Source organism: Pedobacter steynii (assembly GCF_001721645.1).
In the GTDB taxonomy this organism is placed as follows: Bacteria; Bacteroidota; Bacteroidia; order Sphingobacteriales; family Sphingobacteriaceae; genus Pedobacter; species Pedobacter steynii_A.
This window is the reverse complement of record NZ_CP017141.1, coordinates 3,935,580-3,953,619: the sequence shown is the minus strand read 5'-3', so window position 1 is coordinate 3,953,619 and position 18,040 is coordinate 3,935,580. Positions and strand designations below refer to the sequence as shown.

The 18,040-nt window shown below is 41.4% G+C and carries 15 protein-coding genes; 6 read left to right on the top strand and 9 right to left on the bottom strand.

Annotated features, from left to right (window positions below):
• Positions 1-387: 387 nt before the first annotated feature.
• Entirely contained in the window at positions 388-2,037 is a 1,650-nt protein-coding gene (locus BFS30_RS16565) for an FMN-binding glutamate synthase family protein (protein ID WP_069380311.1), read from the bottom strand.
• Between the two features lie 77 nt (positions 2,038-2,114).
• On the opposite strand from BFS30_RS16565, the gene BFS30_RS16560 reads away from it, so the two are divergent.
• Together BFS30_RS16560 and nhaA are read left to right on the top strand one after the other, a co-directional pair.
• A complete protein-coding gene (locus tag BFS30_RS16560; protein WP_069380310.1) occupies positions 2,115-2,735 on the top strand; it encodes an L-threonylcarbamoyladenylate synthase in 621 nt (206 codons plus the stop codon).
• A gap of 39 nt (positions 2,736-2,774) precedes the next feature.
• Positions 2,775-3,956 (top strand): Na+/H+ antiporter NhaA, encoded by a 1,182-nt coding sequence (nhaA, locus tag BFS30_RS16555; protein ID WP_069380309.1) that lies wholly within the window; start codon positions 2,775-2,777, stop codon positions 3,954-3,956.
• Here nhaA and trpA read toward each other — a convergent pair.
• The 6 genes from trpA to recR form a co-directional block, all read right to left on the bottom strand.
• Complete coding sequence (gene trpA / locus BFS30_RS16550) at positions 3,946-4,713, bottom strand: tryptophan synthase subunit alpha (RefSeq protein WP_069380308.1); 768 nt, start codon at positions 4,711-4,713, stop codon at positions 3,946-3,948. The genes nhaA and trpA overlap by 11 nt on opposite strands.
• A gap of 8 nt (positions 4,714-4,721) precedes the next feature.
• Positions 4,722-5,903, bottom strand: coding sequence for a tryptophan synthase subunit beta (gene trpB / locus BFS30_RS16545; protein WP_069380307.1), 1,182 nt, complete (start codon positions 5,901-5,903; stop codon positions 4,722-4,724).
• Between the two features lie 83 nt (positions 5,904-5,986).
• Positions 5,987-6,643, bottom strand: coding sequence for a phosphoribosylanthranilate isomerase (locus BFS30_RS16540; RefSeq protein ID WP_069380306.1), 657 nt, complete (start codon positions 6,641-6,643; stop codon positions 5,987-5,989).
• Complete coding sequence (trpD, locus tag BFS30_RS16535; RefSeq protein ID WP_069380305.1) at positions 6,643-7,629, bottom strand: anthranilate phosphoribosyltransferase; 987 nt, start codon at positions 7,627-7,629, stop codon at positions 6,643-6,645. Before trpD ends, BFS30_RS16540 begins: the two co-directional genes overlap by 1 nt.
• Before the next feature lie 674 nt (positions 7,630-8,303).
• A complete protein-coding gene (locus tag BFS30_RS16525) occupies positions 8,304-9,119 on the bottom strand; it encodes an SDR family oxidoreductase (RefSeq protein ID WP_069380303.1) in 816 nt (271 codons plus the stop codon).
• Positions 9,120-9,124: 5 nt separating this feature from the next.
• The gene (recR, locus tag BFS30_RS16520) at positions 9,125-9,742 is read right to left on the bottom strand and encodes a recombination mediator RecR (RefSeq protein WP_069380302.1); all 618 of its coding nucleotides are present in this window, start codon (positions 9,740-9,742) and stop codon (positions 9,125-9,127) included.
• Positions 9,743-9,820: 78 nt separating this feature from the next.
• Here recR and BFS30_RS16515 point away from each other — a divergent pair, with 78 nt between their 5' ends.
• On the top strand, positions 9,821-11,329 hold the full coding sequence (locus BFS30_RS16515; protein WP_069380301.1) for a sodium:solute symporter: 1,509 nt from the start codon (positions 9,821-9,823) through the stop codon (positions 11,327-11,329).
• Positions 11,330-11,347: 18 nt separating this feature from the next.
• The gene (locus BFS30_RS16510) at positions 11,348-12,055 is read left to right on the top strand and encodes a TIGR00730 family Rossman fold protein (protein ID WP_069380300.1); all 708 of its coding nucleotides are present in this window, start codon (positions 11,348-11,350) and stop codon (positions 12,053-12,055) included.
• Positions 12,056-12,339: 284 nt separating this feature from the next.
• Here the strand turns inward: BFS30_RS16510 and BFS30_RS16505 are convergent, their stop codons facing one another.
• Positions 12,340-12,930 (bottom strand): DUF502 domain-containing protein, encoded by a 591-nt coding sequence (locus BFS30_RS16505; RefSeq protein ID WP_069380299.1) that lies wholly within the window; start codon positions 12,928-12,930, stop codon positions 12,340-12,342.
• A gap of 9 nt (positions 12,931-12,939) precedes the next feature.
• Positions 12,940-15,399: a bifunctional UDP-N-acetylmuramoyl-tripeptide:D-alanyl-D-alanine ligase/alanine racemase gene (locus tag BFS30_RS16500; protein ID WP_069382479.1), complete on the bottom strand. Its 2,460-nt coding sequence runs from the start codon at positions 15,397-15,399 to the stop codon at positions 12,940-12,942.
• A gap of 251 nt (positions 15,400-15,650) precedes the next feature.
• Between BFS30_RS16500 and BFS30_RS16495 the strand changes: the two genes are divergently transcribed.
• Complete coding sequence (locus BFS30_RS16495; protein WP_069380298.1) at positions 15,651-16,496, top strand: GNAT family N-acetyltransferase; 846 nt, start codon at positions 15,651-15,653, stop codon at positions 16,494-16,496.
• A 68-nt stretch (positions 16,497-16,564) separates the two neighbouring features.
• Complete coding sequence (locus BFS30_RS16490; RefSeq protein WP_069380297.1) at positions 16,565-18,007, top strand: PLP-dependent aminotransferase family protein; 1,443 nt, start codon at positions 16,565-16,567, stop codon at positions 18,005-18,007.
• Positions 18,008-18,040 lie beyond the last annotated feature (33 nt).

The following is an 18,040-nucleotide window of genomic DNA, read 5'->3' as shown; positions in this document are numbered from 1 at the left end:
TCGAATGTCTTCAAAGCAGAGAGACATTTTTGTTAAAAAGTGCTTGCTCCATTGTATGATGCCAAAATCATTTGCAAAACAGCAATTCCAAAAAAATAAACAAAGAATGAAAATCCAGTTCTTAAATCCACACAGCTGCTCAAAAAAAGAATTAAAATCCAATCCCTAAATTCGGCCAAACTGCTAAAAAAATAAAATAAACCTTAACCCTATCCCAAGAATACGGGTCGGGGGTTTCCCGGTTGAGGGAGTAATAAATCCGGGCAACATCTCTCAGGTAAAAAGAGCGTGTGCTGAAAAGGCATAGAAAATTTTGCGCCCTTCAGCGCAAAAGATTTCAGCCTTTGATGCATATGCTCTTTTTACCTGAGCAGGAGCAGGATTTCGTTAGGAGTGATTATCAGTAAAAGAATTTGCATGTGCATAATCTACAATGGAAACCTTATAATCTGTAGGCATAAAACTCGACGAAGTGCTCAGTGCCATTCCCAATTCAAAACGTAAAGGATAAGGAGTCTGCAGCAAACTTCCTTCCGGAATATAGGGAAAGCTCTCCATATAAGACTGCATCACATTAGGGGCAATTCTTCGGTTAATGTAAGCCCTAGTGAGTTGATAAGGATGGTGTAAACCTGCAGCACCGAGAAGCTCAACAGCACTTTCTACCGTCAGCTTATGGAAGTTAAACACCCTTACTTTCTTATCTTCTACAACCAGGCCTTTCATCAGACTTGCATCTTGTGTAGCGACACCAGTCGGACAGGTATTGCTGTTACATTCCAATGCCTGGATACAGCCCAGGGCAAACATCATTCCTCTGGCAGAATTACACAAATCTGCTCCCAGGGCAATATTTTTCACCAGATCAAATCCAGAAGAGATCTTTCCCGAGGCGATGATTTTGATGTGTTGTTTCAGGTTAAATCCACTCAGCACATCATACACAAAAGCTACACCTTCTCTCAACGGCATTCCTACGGCATTAGAAAATTCCTGAGGAGAGGCTCCTGTACCACCTTCACCCCCATCAACTGTCACAAAATCAACATAGGTTCCTGTTTCGGCCATAGCTTTACAGATGGCAAAAAATTCACTTCTTCTTCCGATACATAGTTTTATTCCTACCGGTTTGCCTCCTGAAAGCTCTCTTAACTTTTGTACAAAAGCTACCAGCTCCAAAGGGGTTTTAAAGGCTGCATGTGCTGGTGGAGAAATCACGTCGAAACCTTCTTTCACCAATCTGATTCTGGCAATTTCCGGCGTCACCTTCTTTGCGGGAAGAATTCCACCATGGCCAGGTTTAGCACCCTGAGAAAGTTTAATCTCAATCATTTTCACCTGGTCAGACTGGGAGCGTTCTGCAAAAGCCTCGTAGTTAAAACTACCGTCATGATGGCGGCAGCCAAAATATCCCGTTCCAATCTGCCAGATCAGATCGCCACCCGGATTGGCATGGTAATCACTAATCCCTCCTTCTCCGGTATTATGAGCAAAGTTTCCCAGTTTTGCTCCTCCGTTTAACGCCAGGATCGCATTCTGACTCAATGAGCCGAAGCTCATCGCCGATATATTATAGATACTTGCAGAATAAGGTTTCGTGCAACCTGGTCCACCTACAAGTACTCTTGGATCTTCATTCAGCTCCGTATGGCTGATTGCCGCAATGCTGTGGCTTAGCCACTCATATCCGTTTTCATAAACGTCCAGCTGAGTACCGAAAGGGATCGTATCATTTTCTTTTTTTGCTCTTTGATAAATCAGCGAGCGGTTCAACCTACTGAAAGGCTTTCCATTGGTATCGCTCTCTACAAAATACTGGTATACCTTGGGCCTCAGGTCTTCCATGAAATACCTTAAGCGGCCTACTACCGGATAATTTCTGACGATGCTATGCTTGGGCTGGTAAAGGTCGTAAACCCCGAGTATTACAATAGGTCCGATAAAGATGAAAGCCCAGTAAAAGGGTGGCCAGGCTAAGCTGATCATGACCGTTGCGGTCACCAGAAATGCAGCAATTGCGATAAAAGCTTTTCTCATATGGTTTAATTTAATAAAAACATACTAATAGAACAATAATAAGCATAATAAGGTATAAAGATTTTGTAATTTTACATATGCTTATCAAAATCTATCCTGAGAATCCAAATCCCAAAGCAATTGAACAGGCGGTTGAAGTCTTAAAAAAAGGAGGCATCATCATTTATCCTACGGATACTGTTTACGGATTGGGTTGTGACATTACCAATCATAAAGCCATAGAAAAGATTTGCAGGTTAAGGGGTATCAAGCCTGAGAAAGCCAATTTTTCTTTTATATGCTCAGATCTCAGACATATATCTGATTATATCAAGCCGATTGACACTACCACTTTCAGGGTACTTAAAAAAGCCTTACCTGGTCCGTTCACGTTTATATTCAATGCGAACAACAATGTACCGAAGCTGTTGAGTTCTAATAAAAAGACGGTCGGTATCCGTGTTCCGGACAATGCCATTGCCCGTGAGATCGTGATGATGCTTGGCAATCCCATTTTATCCACTTCCATAAAAGACGACGATGAGCTGGTTGAGTACTCTACTGATCCGGAACTGATCCATGAAAAGTACGAAGACACCGTAGATCTGGTTATTGATGGTGGATATGGTGATAATGAGCCATCTACCGTTGTAGATTGTACTTCAGGGGAATTTGAGATCATTCGTGAAGGTAAAGGGGATCTGGAAAGTTTCCTTTAATTTGTTGCCTAACTCCCCCTTGAATGGTATCTTTAGCACATGGCAAAACTATTCAATTTACAGGCATTCAGGGATTTTTTACGCTCAGGACAGATTGGAGGCATTATGCTCATGGTCTGTGTGGCCATCTCCCTGTTCATTGCAAATTCCTCTTACAGTGAAGGATTCGCCAATTTTCTAGCTACAGATTTCGGATTTACTTTCGGCAGCAGCAGCTATTCCTTTACTGTATCAGCATGGATCAATGATGCTTTAATGGCCATTTTCTTCCTGTTGGTCGGACTGGAAATCAAGAGGGAATTGCTGGAGGGAGAGTTATCTTCCATTAAGAAAGCCTCATTACCTGTTATTGCTGCCATGGGTGGAATGCTTGTTCCTGCTCTGATCTATTTTGCTTTTAATTACAATACCCCTACTGCCTCAGGCTGGGGAATTCCGATGGCCACAGACATTGCTTTTGCTCTGGCCATTATTTCTATGCTGGGCAAAAGTGTCCCCACTTCATTAAAGATCTTTCTGGCCGCATTAGCCATTGTGGACGATCTTGGTGCCATCCTCGTAATTGCGATATTTTATACCAGTGAAGTTCATTTCGACTACCTTTTAATGGCTGCCGGAGTGCTTGCGATCTTGTTCCTGTTTAACTACTTCAACTTAAAACCACTTTATTTTTATCTGATTCCCGGCGTTTTTCTATGGTATTTCATTCACCATTCCGGAATCCATGCCACCATTGCAGGAGTATTACTCGCCTTCACTATTCCTTGTAACGCCAGTAATACCGAGTCGCCACTTGAAAAGCTGGAGCATTTACTGAATGGTCCGGTAAATTATTTTATCATGCCCATCTTTGCTTTGGCCAACACCAATATTACCTTTCAAAAGGAAATGCTTGGAGGTTTGGTTTCTCCTTTGGGGGCAGGAATCATCCTTGGCTTATTTGCCGGAAAAACAATAGGGGTTACGCTCTTTTCATGGCTGGCGGTAAAGCTAAAACTTGGCAGCTTACCTTCCAGGTCCGGCTGGAAGCACATCATCGGATTAGGTATGCTTGCCGGAATAGGATTTACCATGTCCATTTTTATTTCCCTATTGTCTTTCAGCGACGAGATGCACGTTACGGAGGCTAAATTTGCCATCCTTTGTGCTTCTGTTATTGCCGGATTAATTGGCTTTATTTACCTCAAATCCATCAATAAGAAGAAAATCGTTACGACTTAAAAATTTTCATAAAGTCCTTTACGCTGGCTGCCACATCATCCTGCTTCAGTTGTTTTACAAAAGCACTACCGATGATTGCACCATTTGCATACTGACAAGCCTTGTCAAAAGTTTCCCTGCTGCTGATTCCAAAACCAATCATAGTAGGGTTGCTCAGTTTCAGCTCTGCAATCCTGGAGAAATAAGCCTCAGTATTTTCAGATACCTGCAGGTTTTGCCCGGTGGTAGCAGAAGAAGAAAGCAGATAGATGAACCCATTGCTCAGGCCATCAATTTTACGGATCCGCTCTGTAGAAGTCTGAGGTGTAACCAGAAAGATATTAGTCAATCCGTATTCTTTGAACACCACACTATAAAGCTCTTCGTATTCCTGCATTGGAAGATCTGGAACAATACATCCATCTACCCCAACTTCGGCACATGATTTACAGAAATTTTCAACCCCATACTGCAACATTGGGTTTACATAACCCATCAGCAACACCGGAATACTTACCGTTTTACGAAGGTCTTTTAATTGCTCAAACAACAGTTTAAGTGTCATCCCACCATCAAGGGCAATCTTACTACTCGCCTGGATGGTCGGGCCATCCGCCACAGGATCTGAATATGGAAAACCGATTTCCAACAGGTCTGCACCAGATCTTTCCAGCTCTTCTGCAATCGCTACCGTATCATCTAAGTTTGGATATCCTGCAGTATAATAGATGGATAATATATTTTTTTTCTCCTGAAATAACTTATTAATTCTATTCATTGCTCTTCTTATAAATCAAAATACTTCATATAGGTATCCATGTCTTTATCTCCCCTTCCGGACAAACAAACCACTACATTTTCTTTACCTGTAAACTTCATTTTCTCCAGATACGCCAGTGCGTGTGCACTTTCAATAGCAGGAATAATACCTTCCAGCTGTGTCAGTAACAACCCCGCCTGCAGAGATTCATCATCAGTTACCGAAACATATTCTCCCCTCAAGGTCTTGAACAAGTGTGCGTGCTGAGGACCTATTCCAGGATAATCCAGACCTGCAGATACGGAATAAGGTTCAATTACCTGTCCATCTTCAGTCTGCATCAGGATACTTCTGCTACCGTGTAACACTCCCTCTTTCCCTAAAGAGGTGGTGGCTGCAGAATGTCCGCTGTCTACCCCTTTTCCGGCTGCTTCTACTGCAATCAGTTTCACTTTTACATCATTGATAAAGTGATAAAACATCCCCATTGCATTACTTCCTCCACCCACACAGGCCAGGACATAATCAGGCTGGTCATTACCGGTTTGTTCGATCAGTTGCTTCTTTGTTTCTTCAGAAATGATCGATTGAAAAAGTGCCACCATATCCGGATAAGGATGTGGCCCTACTACAGAACCGATGATATAATGGGTATCAACAGGATTATTGATCCAGTCGCGCATCGCCTCATTTGTTGCATCTTTCAATGTTTTACTTCCTGAAGTTGCAGGAACCACTGTAGCCCCCAGCATTTTCATTCTCGCTACATTGGGTGCCTGACGTTTAATGTCAATCTCGCCCATATACACCACACATTCCAGTCCCCGCAACGCACAAACTGTAGCCGTAGCCACACCATGCTGCCCTGCTCCCGTTTCCGCAATGATCCTTTTTTTACCCAGACGCTCTGCCAATAAAATCTGACCAATAGTATTGTTGATCTTATGTGCACCGGTATGGTTCAGGTCTTCTCTTTTCAGGAAGATATTGGCATTATAGCGTTGCGATAAACGCTTTGCCAGATACAAGGGAGAAGGCCTTCCTACATAATCTTTAAGCAGTTGATGAAATTCCTTTTGAAAGTCTTCATCTTCGATAATTTTCAGGTAATTGGTTCTTAGTTCTTCCACATTGGGATATAACATTTCGGGAATGTAAGCTCCTCCGAAATCTCCAAAATAACCCTTCTCATTTACAAAATAGTTCATAATCCTGTTCTTATTTCTTTAGTATTCCGTTATCCATCTTGCCTTATAACGCTTTTCTTTTCCCACTGTATCCTGATGTCATCTTAGGATTTTACTCCCGACAACTTTGTTTTAAATTCAATCAATTCGGGGGTATTTTTTAATCCTGGCTCCAGTTCAAACCGGCTGTTGACGTCGACTGCAAACAAACGCGGGTCTGTAATTGCGTTTAAAACCGCTGCACTTTCCGGTCCGATTCCCCCGCTTAAAAAAAAAGGAACATCGAGCGTATATTTTTCCAGCAGCGTCCAATCGAACTTTTTACCTGAACCGCCATGATCGGGTGTCTGTGTATCAAACAAAAAGTAATCTACTTTCTTCTCATAACCCTGTAGCTGCTGAAAATCAAAAGCTGCATCTATTCCAAATGCCTTGATTATTTTGAAGTCCGGTTGCCTGGCTTTAACCTGCTGAGCTAAAAGCCCTACATATTCCGGGCTTTCCCCTCCATGTAACTGCACTGCATTCAATCCGTATTTCTCAATCAGATCCAATACAACTTCTGCAGCTTCATTGACAAAGACACCTGTCCGCTGAATGCTTTCCGGCAATACATTCAGTACCTCTGGCGCTAAATCACCCGCATATCTTTTTGAGCCTTTAAAGAAAATAAAACCCAGATAGTCTGGTTGTGAAGCTGCCACCTCCGCAATATTCTGCGGATGCAACATGCCACATATTTTCAACAGCAGCTTTTTCATCAGGACAACAGGCTTTTGAATGTACTTAATGCCTTTTTGCTGAATAAAGACTCTTCCGCTTCATAAAAACAATCGGCAAACGTCTTACTGCTGTCTATCGTTTGCAAGGCTATTGCCGCATTACACAACACCACATTGTTTTGGGCATTCTCCCCTTCCCCGTTCAGGACTTTCATAAATATCTCTGCCGAAGAGGCTACGGTATCACCACCTTTAATCAATTGTTCATCGATTTCCTCAAACCCGAGGTCAGACACTTTTCTCAGCGCCTCCCCATTTTTGCTGAATGTTTTAAAATCGCAGGTCAAAGAGATTTCATCAAAGCCATCCACCGCATGCAGAATAGTATAGTTTTTATCCGTATCCTGATACAGGTAAGCATATAAACGCGCCAGCTCCAGGCTAAACACCCCAACCAACTGGTTTTTAGGTTGTGCCGGATTACACATTGGCCCCAGCATATTGAAGAAAGTTTTTACGCCAAGTTCTTTCCTTATTGGCGCCACCGTTTTCATTGCCGGGTTAAACAAAGGAGCATGAATAAAGCAGATCCCGGACTTGTCCAGGCTTCTTTTCAGCACATCCTGATCATTTGTAAACTGATAACCTAAATACTCCATCACATTAGACGATCCGCAGCCTGAAGAAACACCATAGTTACCATGTTTGGCCACTTTATGGCCCGATCCGGCCACGACGAAGGAAGCCAATGTAGAAATGTTAAAAGTATCCTTTCCATCTCCACCGGTACCACACAGATCGATCAGTTCATGGTCTGAAAAGTCGAGCTTTACACATAGATCCAGCATGGCATCACGAAAACCCTGCAACTCTTCTACGGTAATGTTACGCATTCCATACGCGGTAATAAAAGCAGCGATCTGAGAAGTATTAAACTCACCTAAAGCAATGGAAGTCAGTATACGCTGTGCTTCAGCTCTGCTGAAGGTCTTGTTTTCAAATAAGTGGTTTAGTATTTTCTTCATGGGTATAAAACAAAAAAGGTTGCCTTAAAGCAACCCTCAAATTATTTTTATGTAATAAAAAACGTTCAAAACAGGGGGTTACACTACGCGAATGCGTTGTGCCACCACCAAAGATTAAGTCCGTTTGTTTGTATCATCTTAGCAAAGATGGAATAGTTTTTAATAATTGCAAAATTTTTCTTGAAATTATTAACAATATCTGGCATTATTTAAGCAAAACCAAGCGCATGGCTATGATTTAAAACCTGACGCACCAATTAAACCCTAATAAACAATAGGTTAACACCAGTAAAAATCATAAAACCTTAATCCTGGGCGAGAGAAATTAAGTGTTACAAAAATATCCCTTCTCCTTTTCATCCCCGAATCTTTGCTGAAGGGCAAATCTTCGAATGTCTTCAAAGCAGAGTGACATTTTTGTTCAAAAAAATGATTGCTCCCTCACATGATGCAAATGAATGCATAACTATTGCTCTTGAAATTTATAAATACACGGGTCGCGGTTTAGCCCGTGGAACGAACCTTAATTCTATGCAGGATTTCTCAAATACGGGAGATGTTCTGAAAAGGCATAGAAAGATTTTAGCGCTCTTCAGCGCAAAAGATTTCAGCCGCTGAAGAACATCTCCTGTATTTGAAGAAAAAAGCAAGATGCCAAGCCAGAGTGGAATCTCTTATTTAATCAATGCGTTTTTCTCTTTTGTAAAGTGGTTAAACACAAGTTTATCTGCTAAAGCGGGTAACAGTTTATTAATCCATACCGTTAGTTTTCCTTGCCCCGTCATGATCAATGTGCGCTTTCTTCCGGCAATTCCATCTACAATACGGCCTGCTACTTCATCAGCGGTCATCATTTTGCCTTCTTCCATACTCGTCTCTCCATGAGCGGCACCATCTTTAGCCAAAGCTGTTACACGGATATTGGATGCTGTAAATCCGGGACAAGCTACCATCACATGTACTCCGGTTTTTAATAATTCTGTTCTCAATGCTTCCATAAAACCATTCATAGCAAACTTAGAAGCAGAATACCCGGTACGTCCCGGCAGTCCGCGGTAACCAGCAATAGAAGATACGCCGATTACACCGCCCCTGGTTTTCAGGATTTCCGGCAAGGCATATTTTGTGCAGTACACCGTTCCCCAGAAATTCACATCCATCAGGTTTTTCAATACAGAAAGGTCAAGGTCATTAAACAGGGCACGCATCGACAACCCTGCATTATTCACCAGGATATCGATTTTATCAAAGGTAATTAATGCCTGCTTGATCAGCACTTCGCAATCGTGTTCCTTACTCACGTCTGCCTGTACTGCTACTGCACGAATACCATATTTACTTTCCAGCTCTGCAGTAATTTCACACAGGGTAACATATTGTCTGGCAGCAAGCACCAGGTTGGCTCCACGTTTTGCAAATTCTTCGGCACAAGCCTTTCCTATACCTGAAGACGCACCGGTAATGATGACTACCTTATTCTTAAAATCCATGCGGGTTATTTGATTAATGAGTTTTCATAAGGCACCCTGGTAACGATAGAGCGGCCTAAGGTGATTTCATCTGCATATTCGAGTTCGCCACCAAATGCAATTCCACGCGCAATAGTGGTAATTGGTATTTGAAAATCCTTAAGGCGTTTGTATAAATAGAAAAGTGTAGTATCCCCTTCCATAGTTGCACTTAGTGCCAATATGACTTCTTTTACAGGAGTAGTCGCTACACGTTGCACCAATGAATCGATAAAAAGATCAGACGGACCTACCCCATCCATTGGAGAGATCAGGCCACCCAGCACATGGTACACGCCAAAATACTGACCGGTATTCTCTACTGCCATTACATCTCTGGTATCCTCCACCACACAAATCACTTCCTTATCCCGCTTATTGGCAGTACATATTTCGCAAATCTGCTGATCGGAGATGTTATGGCAAATTGCACAGTGCTTGATCTCCTGTCTGAGTTTAATGATGGCATTTCCGAAGTTTGACACCTCCTCCTGCTCCTTGTTTAATAAGTGTAATACCAGACGTAATGCGGTCTTTTGTCCAACTCCTGGCAACTTTGAAAATTCATTGACAGCGTCTTCAAGAAGTTTAGAAGAAAAGTTCATCTTACAAATTTATATTTATCTTCCGTTATTTGATTTTTAAAATTTGATTTTCTTACATTTAGCTGCTAAAAACATACTATGAGCCCAGCTATACTTTTGTCTTTTTTAATTGGTTATTTCCTGATCCTGATCATCATTGCATTTGCAACTTCGAAAAAATCATCTGATAACTCCACTTTTTTTATTGCAAACAGAAATTCAAAATGGTACCTCGTGGCCTTTGGGATGATCGGAACAGCATTATCCGGAGTAACTTTCATTTCCGTTCCGGGAGAAGTTGGGGCCCCTTCAGGTAACCAGTTTCAATATTTTCAATTTGTGCTCGGCAATGCCATAGGATTTATCATTATCGCAACAGTGCTACTCCCCCTCTATTACCGGATGAGGCTCACTTCCATCTACAGCTATATTGAACAAAGACTGGGTTTCTACAGCTATAAAACTGCAGCCTCCATCTTTCTGATTTCCAGAACCATAGGGTCTGCTTTTCGTTTATACCTGGTAGTTATTGTATTACAACGCTTTATATTTGACAGTTACGGGATTCCTTTCTGGGCAACGGTACTAATCTCTCTGGGACTCATTTGGTCTTATACGTTTAAAGGCGGACTAAAAACGATCATTATCACTGATACCCTGCAAACTTTCTTCCTGGTATTATCTGTATTTCTGACCCTATATTTTGTTTGCAGCAGTCTGGATATGGATATTCCTAAAGCCTTTGAGTCGATTAAAAACAGCGGTTATTCCAAAATTTTCTTTTACGAGGACTTTCTGACGAGCAATTTCCATTTCAGTAAACAGCTGCTCGGAGGGATCTTTGTAACCATTGCCATGACCGGATTAGACCAGGATCTGATGCAAAAAAACCTGAGTATGAAAACCATAGGTGAAGCGCAAAAGAACATGTTTACTTTCACCGGAGTTTTCGTGATCCTGAATATCTTCTTTTTGAGTGTAGGCGCTTTATTATACATTTATGCCACAAAGAACGGGATCGAAATTCCATTAGATCATGTGACAGGTAAACCAAGAACAGATTTTCTTTTCCCTGAGATTGCCCTGAATCACCTTAGTGTAGTTCCGGCTATTGTATTTATGCTGGGCTTAACAGCAGCTACATTTGCCACTACAGACTCTGCATTAACAGCACTGACCACCTCTTTTTGTGTGGACTTTCTACAGATGGATAAAAAAGAAGATTCAAATTCCAAAGACCTGGTTAAAAAGAGACATATGGTTCACGTAGGATTTTCATTATTGATGTTCCTTGTGATCATCATATTCAACGCTTTTAATGATGAGTCAGTAGTAAAAGGGATTTTTAAAGTCGCCTCTTATACTTATGGCCCACTTCTTGGTCTGTATAGTTTCGGTCTTTTTGTAAGAAAAAGAGGACTTCATGATAAATTAGTACCTTTAGTATGCCTCATCTCACCGGCGATCTGCTATTTGCTAAATGCCAATTCAGCCACCTTATTAGGAGGTTATGTTTTTAGTGTGGAGCTGATTCTGGTAAATGGACTGATTACCTTTATCGGGCTGTTACTGATCAGCAAAAAAACAGATTTACAAACAAAATTTTAATACCTAAATATCTATAGAATGACAAGTGAAGAGAAAATAAGAAGTGCGTTTGAAAATAAAAACTGGCAGGAAATAAAAGTTACTGACTCCTGGCAGATCTTTAAAATAATGGCCGAATTTGTCGACGGCTTCGAGAAATTAGCAAAAATTGGCCCTTGCGTATCCATCTTTGGATCGGCAAGAACAGCAGAAACCAATAAATATTATGAGATTGCTGTAGAATGCGGCAGACTATTAACAGAGCGTGGTTATGGGGTAATCACAGGTGGTGGTCCCGGGATCATGGAAGCAGGTAACAAAGGAGCACACATGAATGGCGGGAAATCTGTAGGTTTAAATATTGACCTTCCATTTGAACAGTTTCACAATAAATATATTGACCATAACAAATTACTGGAGTTTGATTACTTCTTTATCAGGAAGGTAATGTTTATGAAATATTCGCAGGGATTTGTCGTATTGCCAGGTGGAATGGGAACTATGGATGAGCTTTTTGAGGCGATTACATTGATTCAAACCGGAAAGATTGCCAGATTCCCGATTGTATTGGTAGGGAAAGATTACTGGGGTGGCCTGGTAGACTGGATCAAGAGCACCATGTTACAGAAGGAACATAATATTCATGCAGAAGATTTGAACCTGTTCAGGTTAGTAGATACTGCCGAGGAAGCAGCTGAACATATTTTCAGGTTCTATGATAAGTATGTATTGAAACCGAATTTTTAGATTTTTTGTTTTGGAGCTTCGCTCCTTATTTATATGAATAGCGCTTTACTTAGGTAAGGCGTTTTTTATGTTTTCTTTCTTTGGGAAACTAAACTTTGAGAGGCCGTTTTCCGGGAGACCATTTTCTGGGAGGCTATTTTTTGGGGGAGGAGGGTAATTCTTAGATTAAGGTTCAACAGAAAACAAATAGTTATTCGCCTCCTCAAATCTTTTGCTGAAGGGCAAAACATTTGCATGTCGGCTCACAACCATTTGTTTTCTGTTTTTTGGTTATCCTCAGAGATTTAGAAATGACTAACGCCACCTGAAACAACCAGTTTCATAGCATCAGCAGCACTCATATTGAGTGGTTTTATTTTCTCATTTTTCACCACATATACCTGTCCGGCGAACGAATAAGAGAAAGGAAAATAGACTATGGCTTCACCTGGGAGACCAATGTTACCAAGGTCACTTTGTGTCAGAAAACCTATTCGTTTCATATCTCCCTCTACCTCAACAAGGACGGGATTATTAAATTTCTTTTCATCGCCAACGAAGGCTTCGGTAAGGTCTTTTATAGAGGAGTAGATAAATTTCAGGATCGGTAGTCTATCCAGGATTCTCGTAAACCAGTTGTACATTGGTTCGGTTACGAAATTGGTAACAAATATTCCGGCGACAAGTGTAATCGAGATGACTAGCAATAATCCAAGTCCGGGAATATTCCGGCTGGCGCCTGTTCTGGGGTCCACACCTAAGATATTGTTCACATTTAGCCAGCTGTCTACTGTAGTGACAGCCCAGATCACAATAAAAATACTAAGCGCAATGGGCAATACAATCAGTAGTCCTTTAATGAGGTACCTAAGGAAAGCCCGTCCAATTCTGTTCATGCTGCAAAACTACTCATAAAAATAGACCCGTTTCACCCTTTGTGAAATATTTGTTAAGATCTCATAAGGAATTGTTTGGATCTGTTCTGCCAGGTTAGCAATGGTTAATTCTCCATTGAAAACAATTACTTCATCACCAGTTTTCACTTCCAGTCCGGTCACATCCAACATACACATATCCATGCAGATCACGCCGACTGTAGGCACAAGCTTACCGTTGATCAACATTTTTCCGATACCATTTCCAAACCTGCGGTTGTATCCGTCAGCATATCCGATTTTTACAGTGGCCGTTGTTCCTCCATCCGGTAAAATTCCCCGGCGGCCATAACCGATGGTTTCATTTGGCTTGATTTCCTTTACCTGTGTAACAGTTGTTTTTAATACCGCAACAGTCTGCAGTCCATGATTTCTATCCAGTCCGCCATCATAACCATAAAGGCCTATTCCTATTCTTACCATATCCAACTGAGCTTCCGGATGGCGTGTGATTCCCGAAGTGTTGGAAATGTGCCAGATAAATTTATAGCCTAAGCCATCAGAAATCTGCCGGGTAAATGCGCTAAACCTTTCCATCTGATGTTTGGTAAATGCATCATGATGCTCATCTTCACTACCTACCAGATGAGAAAAAGCCGATACCACTTTTACCTTCCTGCTGCCCCTGATCATTTCCAGCAGTTCAGTAAGGTCTCCTTCTTCAAAACCAAGACGGTGCATTCCGGTATCTATTTTCAGGTGTACAGGGTAATCATATGCATCCGCAGAAAGAAAATTAATGAAACTGCTTAAGATGTCCAGGTTATAGATTTCCGGTTCCAGGTTATATTTTACAATGGCATCAAATGCCGAAGGTTCAGGACTCATGACCATAATGGGCAAAGTAATCCCTCCTTTTCTCAGTGCGACCCCCTCATCCGTATAGGCCACTGCCAGGTAATCCACTTTATGGTACTGAAGTACGTTTGCAATTTCAAAACTGCCGCTTCCATAAGAGAAAGCTTTTACCATTGCCATGATTTTCACCTGCGGTCTGAGCTTATTTCTGTAAAACTGCAGGTTACCGGCAAGGGCATTCAGATCGATTTCCAGGACAGTATCATGCACTTTTTGTGTAATTAGCTTACTGATCCTTTCAAATTCAAATTTTCTGGCCCCTTTTACCAGGATCGTTTCATTGCTGAAGTGTATCGCCGGGAAATGATCGATAAAGTCCTGTGTACTTTGAAAAAACGAGGTATCCATATCGAACAATGCTGCTGATGCAGAGATATGAGGACCAATTCCAATGAGCCTGCTCAGGTTCTTTTGCTTCAATAGGGCTGAAATTTCGGTATATAACTCCTCCTGATTTTTACCCGTTTCATGTAAATCAGAAAGGATTAATGTTTTTTTAGCATGTTGGTTTTGCAGATTAAGGAAATCCAGTGCAATGGCCAGTGAGGAAATATCGGCACTATAAGAATCATCTATTACAGAACACTGGTTAATCCCATTTTTTAGTTCTAACCGCATTCCTACACGGGTTAATTTTTCCAGACGCGCATCAGCCTCTTCAGGGGAATAGCCCATAGAAAGTAAACCGGCCCAGCAAATGATTCCGTTTTCTACAGAGGCCCGGTCAGAGAAAGGAATCAGACATTCAATCTCAGCTCCCTTAAACAGCGCCCGGACATAGTTCCGGTCTTCAATAGGTTCAATAAAAGAGATCTGTAAATCTGCTTTTTGCTTCATGCTCCAGGAGAACTTTGTTTGCCCGGGCAATTCCGATACCGGAAGATCCAGGATATATTCAGGAGAATAAATAAAGAGGTCTGTATCTTTAAAAAGCTTTAATTTTTCAAGAAGCTTATCTTTTTGAGAGGCAAAGCCTTCGGCATGGGCTTCTCCCAGGTTCGTTAGAATGCCAATTGTCGGCTGAATAATTCTTTGAAGCGCTTCCATCTCGTTTTCTTTAGAGATACCTGCTTCAAAAATCCCCAATGTGTGCTCATCGCTGATATTCCAGACCGATAAAGGAACTCCAATTTGAGAATTAAAACTCTTTGGACTTCTAACGATATTAAAATCTGATGCCAACAATTGATACAACCACTCCTTTACAATGGTTTTTCCATTGCTGCCTGTAATGGCCAATACTTTTAAATCGTATTGTTCCCTATGGACAATAGCGAGACGCTGTAAAGCAAGCAAAACATCCGCTACAAGCAAAATATTGGCATCCCGAAATTTCTCAAGATAGGCCGCATCACTGATTACAAAACTTCTGATCCCATTTTTATAAGCATCCTCCAGATATTCATGACCATCTCTCTTCGAGCTTAAAGCAAAAAACAAAGAATTTTCCGGATCAATAACACTCCGGCTATCAATCACCAGTCTCGTAACGTTGAGTTTTGGATTAGCGATGAAAGATTTTGCCTGAATGATTTCTGCAAAATGATCAATGGTATAAATGGTATCGTTCATGACATCAAAATTAAGCATTTATGTTAAAATCCTATGGTCTCAGGGAATCTCCTTGGGGGAGACTTCACAATTGATCCCGCTTCTGATTACCTTCTCTTTGGGTTCCTTGGTGGCATCAGCAGATATAAGGCCAGGTATCACTAGTTAAACAGGTAAAATTCTTAACACATATCCCTTCACTGTTTATCCTTCAAGAGGAAAATATATAATTTAGCAATTAACAAGGATACCTTATAAAGGATACATTACAGATGTTACAATTCAAAAACTTAGTCCAGACACCCCCTGATATTTTACTGGCTACATTTAACGAGGCTTTTTTCGATTACCTGGTTCCTCTACAACTTACAAAAGAACAGCTAGAACGAAAACTGATTGCAGACTCTATTGACCTCAACTTTTCTGTCGGGGTTTATGAAGAGGAAAAACTCATTGGTTTTATCCTGCATGGAATCGATATTCTGGATGGAGAAAAAGCAGCCTACAATGCCGGTACCGGTGTCATCCCATCCGGAAGAGGCCGGCAACTGACCAAACTAATGTACCAGTTCATATTACCTTTATTTAAAACAGCAGGAATACAATATTGTTATCTGGAAGTTCTGGATCAAAACATTCCTGCAATAAAAAGCTATAAATCTGTCGGCTTTACCGCAGAACGGGAACTCATCTGTTTCAAAGGTACCCCTCAGATTCCCAAAAATCCGGATACCTATACCGTAACCGAATTGAAAAACATAGATTGGAAGCAGTTGACTTCCTTCTGGGACTGGCAACCCTCTTGGCAAAATTCAATTACCGCATTAAAAAATATCGGTTCCGGAAACCGTAGCATTGGGATTTATAGGGAAGATAAATTGGTAGCCTATGCCAATTACAACCCGCAGAACAACCGCATTTCACAATTCGCTGTAGCTAAAGAACATAGAAACCAGGGATTGGGTTCTGCTTTGTTTCAATATATCTTTAAAGAAAACAGCATAGAAATTTCATTAATCAATATAGATGCTACCGCTGTTGAAACCATCAGTTTTTTGAAATCAACCGGACTGATTTCTTTTGTGAATCAGGTAGAGATGAAAAAGAAAACAGGTTAATAAATTAGCGCCTCAACAAACCGATACAGATACAATTTGATTATATTTGATCAATACAGTTATCTGAAATGAATACAAAAAGCCATCAATTCCTATACCTTCAAATTGCGGACAGATTAGAGAAACAGATCCTTGATGAAGTACTGAAAGCTGGCGACAAACTACCTTCAGTAAGGATGGTCTGCAGGGAACAAGGTTTGAGTATGAGTACGGTAACGCAAGCTTATTATGAACTGGAAAGCAGGTCATTGATTGAAACCCGCCCACGCTCAGGATACTATGTCTGTCTCCCTCCTGTAAAACGTCTTGCTGTTCCTCAGACCAGTAACCCATCAGCGACCGATGGTCTCCTCCCTCCCGACGATCTGGTTAGCCAGGTTTATATGGATCGGGAAGATCCGGCAAACACGCTTTTTTCCTTAGGCATGCCTCATGACGATTTTTTGCCAATTGCCAGGCTAAACAAAGGCCTTATTCAGGCCATGCGCAATCTGCCAGCAAGCGGTACCGGTTACGAACCGACTCAAGGAAATGAAAACCTAAGGAGAGAAATTGCAAAATGGTCTTTTGGCTGGGGGGCTGATTTCACAGAAAAAGACCTCATCACCACTTCCGGCTGTATGAATGCCATTTCTTATGCCCTGTTGGCACTGACTAAACCGGGGGATACTATTGCCATAGAAAGTCCAGCTTATTTTGGCATCTTACAGCTGGCTAAAAGTGCAGGTTTACAGGTATTGGAATTACCTACTAATGCCATTACAGGAATTGAACTCGACGCGCTAAAGAAGGCGCTATCAACCAATAAAATCAAAGTCTGCCTTTTTGTAAGCAATTTCAACAATCCTTGTGGCTCTTCCATGCCGGATGAACATAAGAGGGCGGCGGTCAAACTCCTGGAACATTACCATGTTCCATTGATAGAAGATGACATCCATGGGGATCTTTACTTCAGCAATAACAGGCCAACAACCTGTAAAACCTATGATGAAAGTGGGTTAGTCCTTTACTGCAATTCCGTCTCCAAAACGCTTGCCCCAGGCTACCGGGTAGGTTGGATCGCTCCCGGAAAATTTAAAGATCAGGTGATCAAGCTAAAGCGCTATCATGCGATTTCCTCAGCCCCGCTGACTTCAGAAGTGGTTGCCATATTTCTCAAAAACGGCAGATATGAAAATCATTTGAGAAAATTGCGTCAGACCTTATACCATAACAGCATGAAATACATTGGAGCCATTGCCAATTACTTTCCTGAAGGTGTTAGGGTCAGTCAGCCGCAGGGAGGGTACTTTTTATGGCTTGAACTGGATAAAAGTGTGGATACCGCTGAGCTATACCATCAGGCCATGAAACATCAGATCAGCATTGCTCCGGGAAGAATGTTCACACTTCAGCCCCAGTTTGACCATTGCATGCGTCTGAGTTTCGGATTACCCTGGACAGCACAGCTGGAGAAAGATCTTCAACAATTGGGGAAACTGGTAAAGGCAATGCAAAAGAGTACGATTTAACTTCATAAATACAGAGAAACTGCTATTATTTTA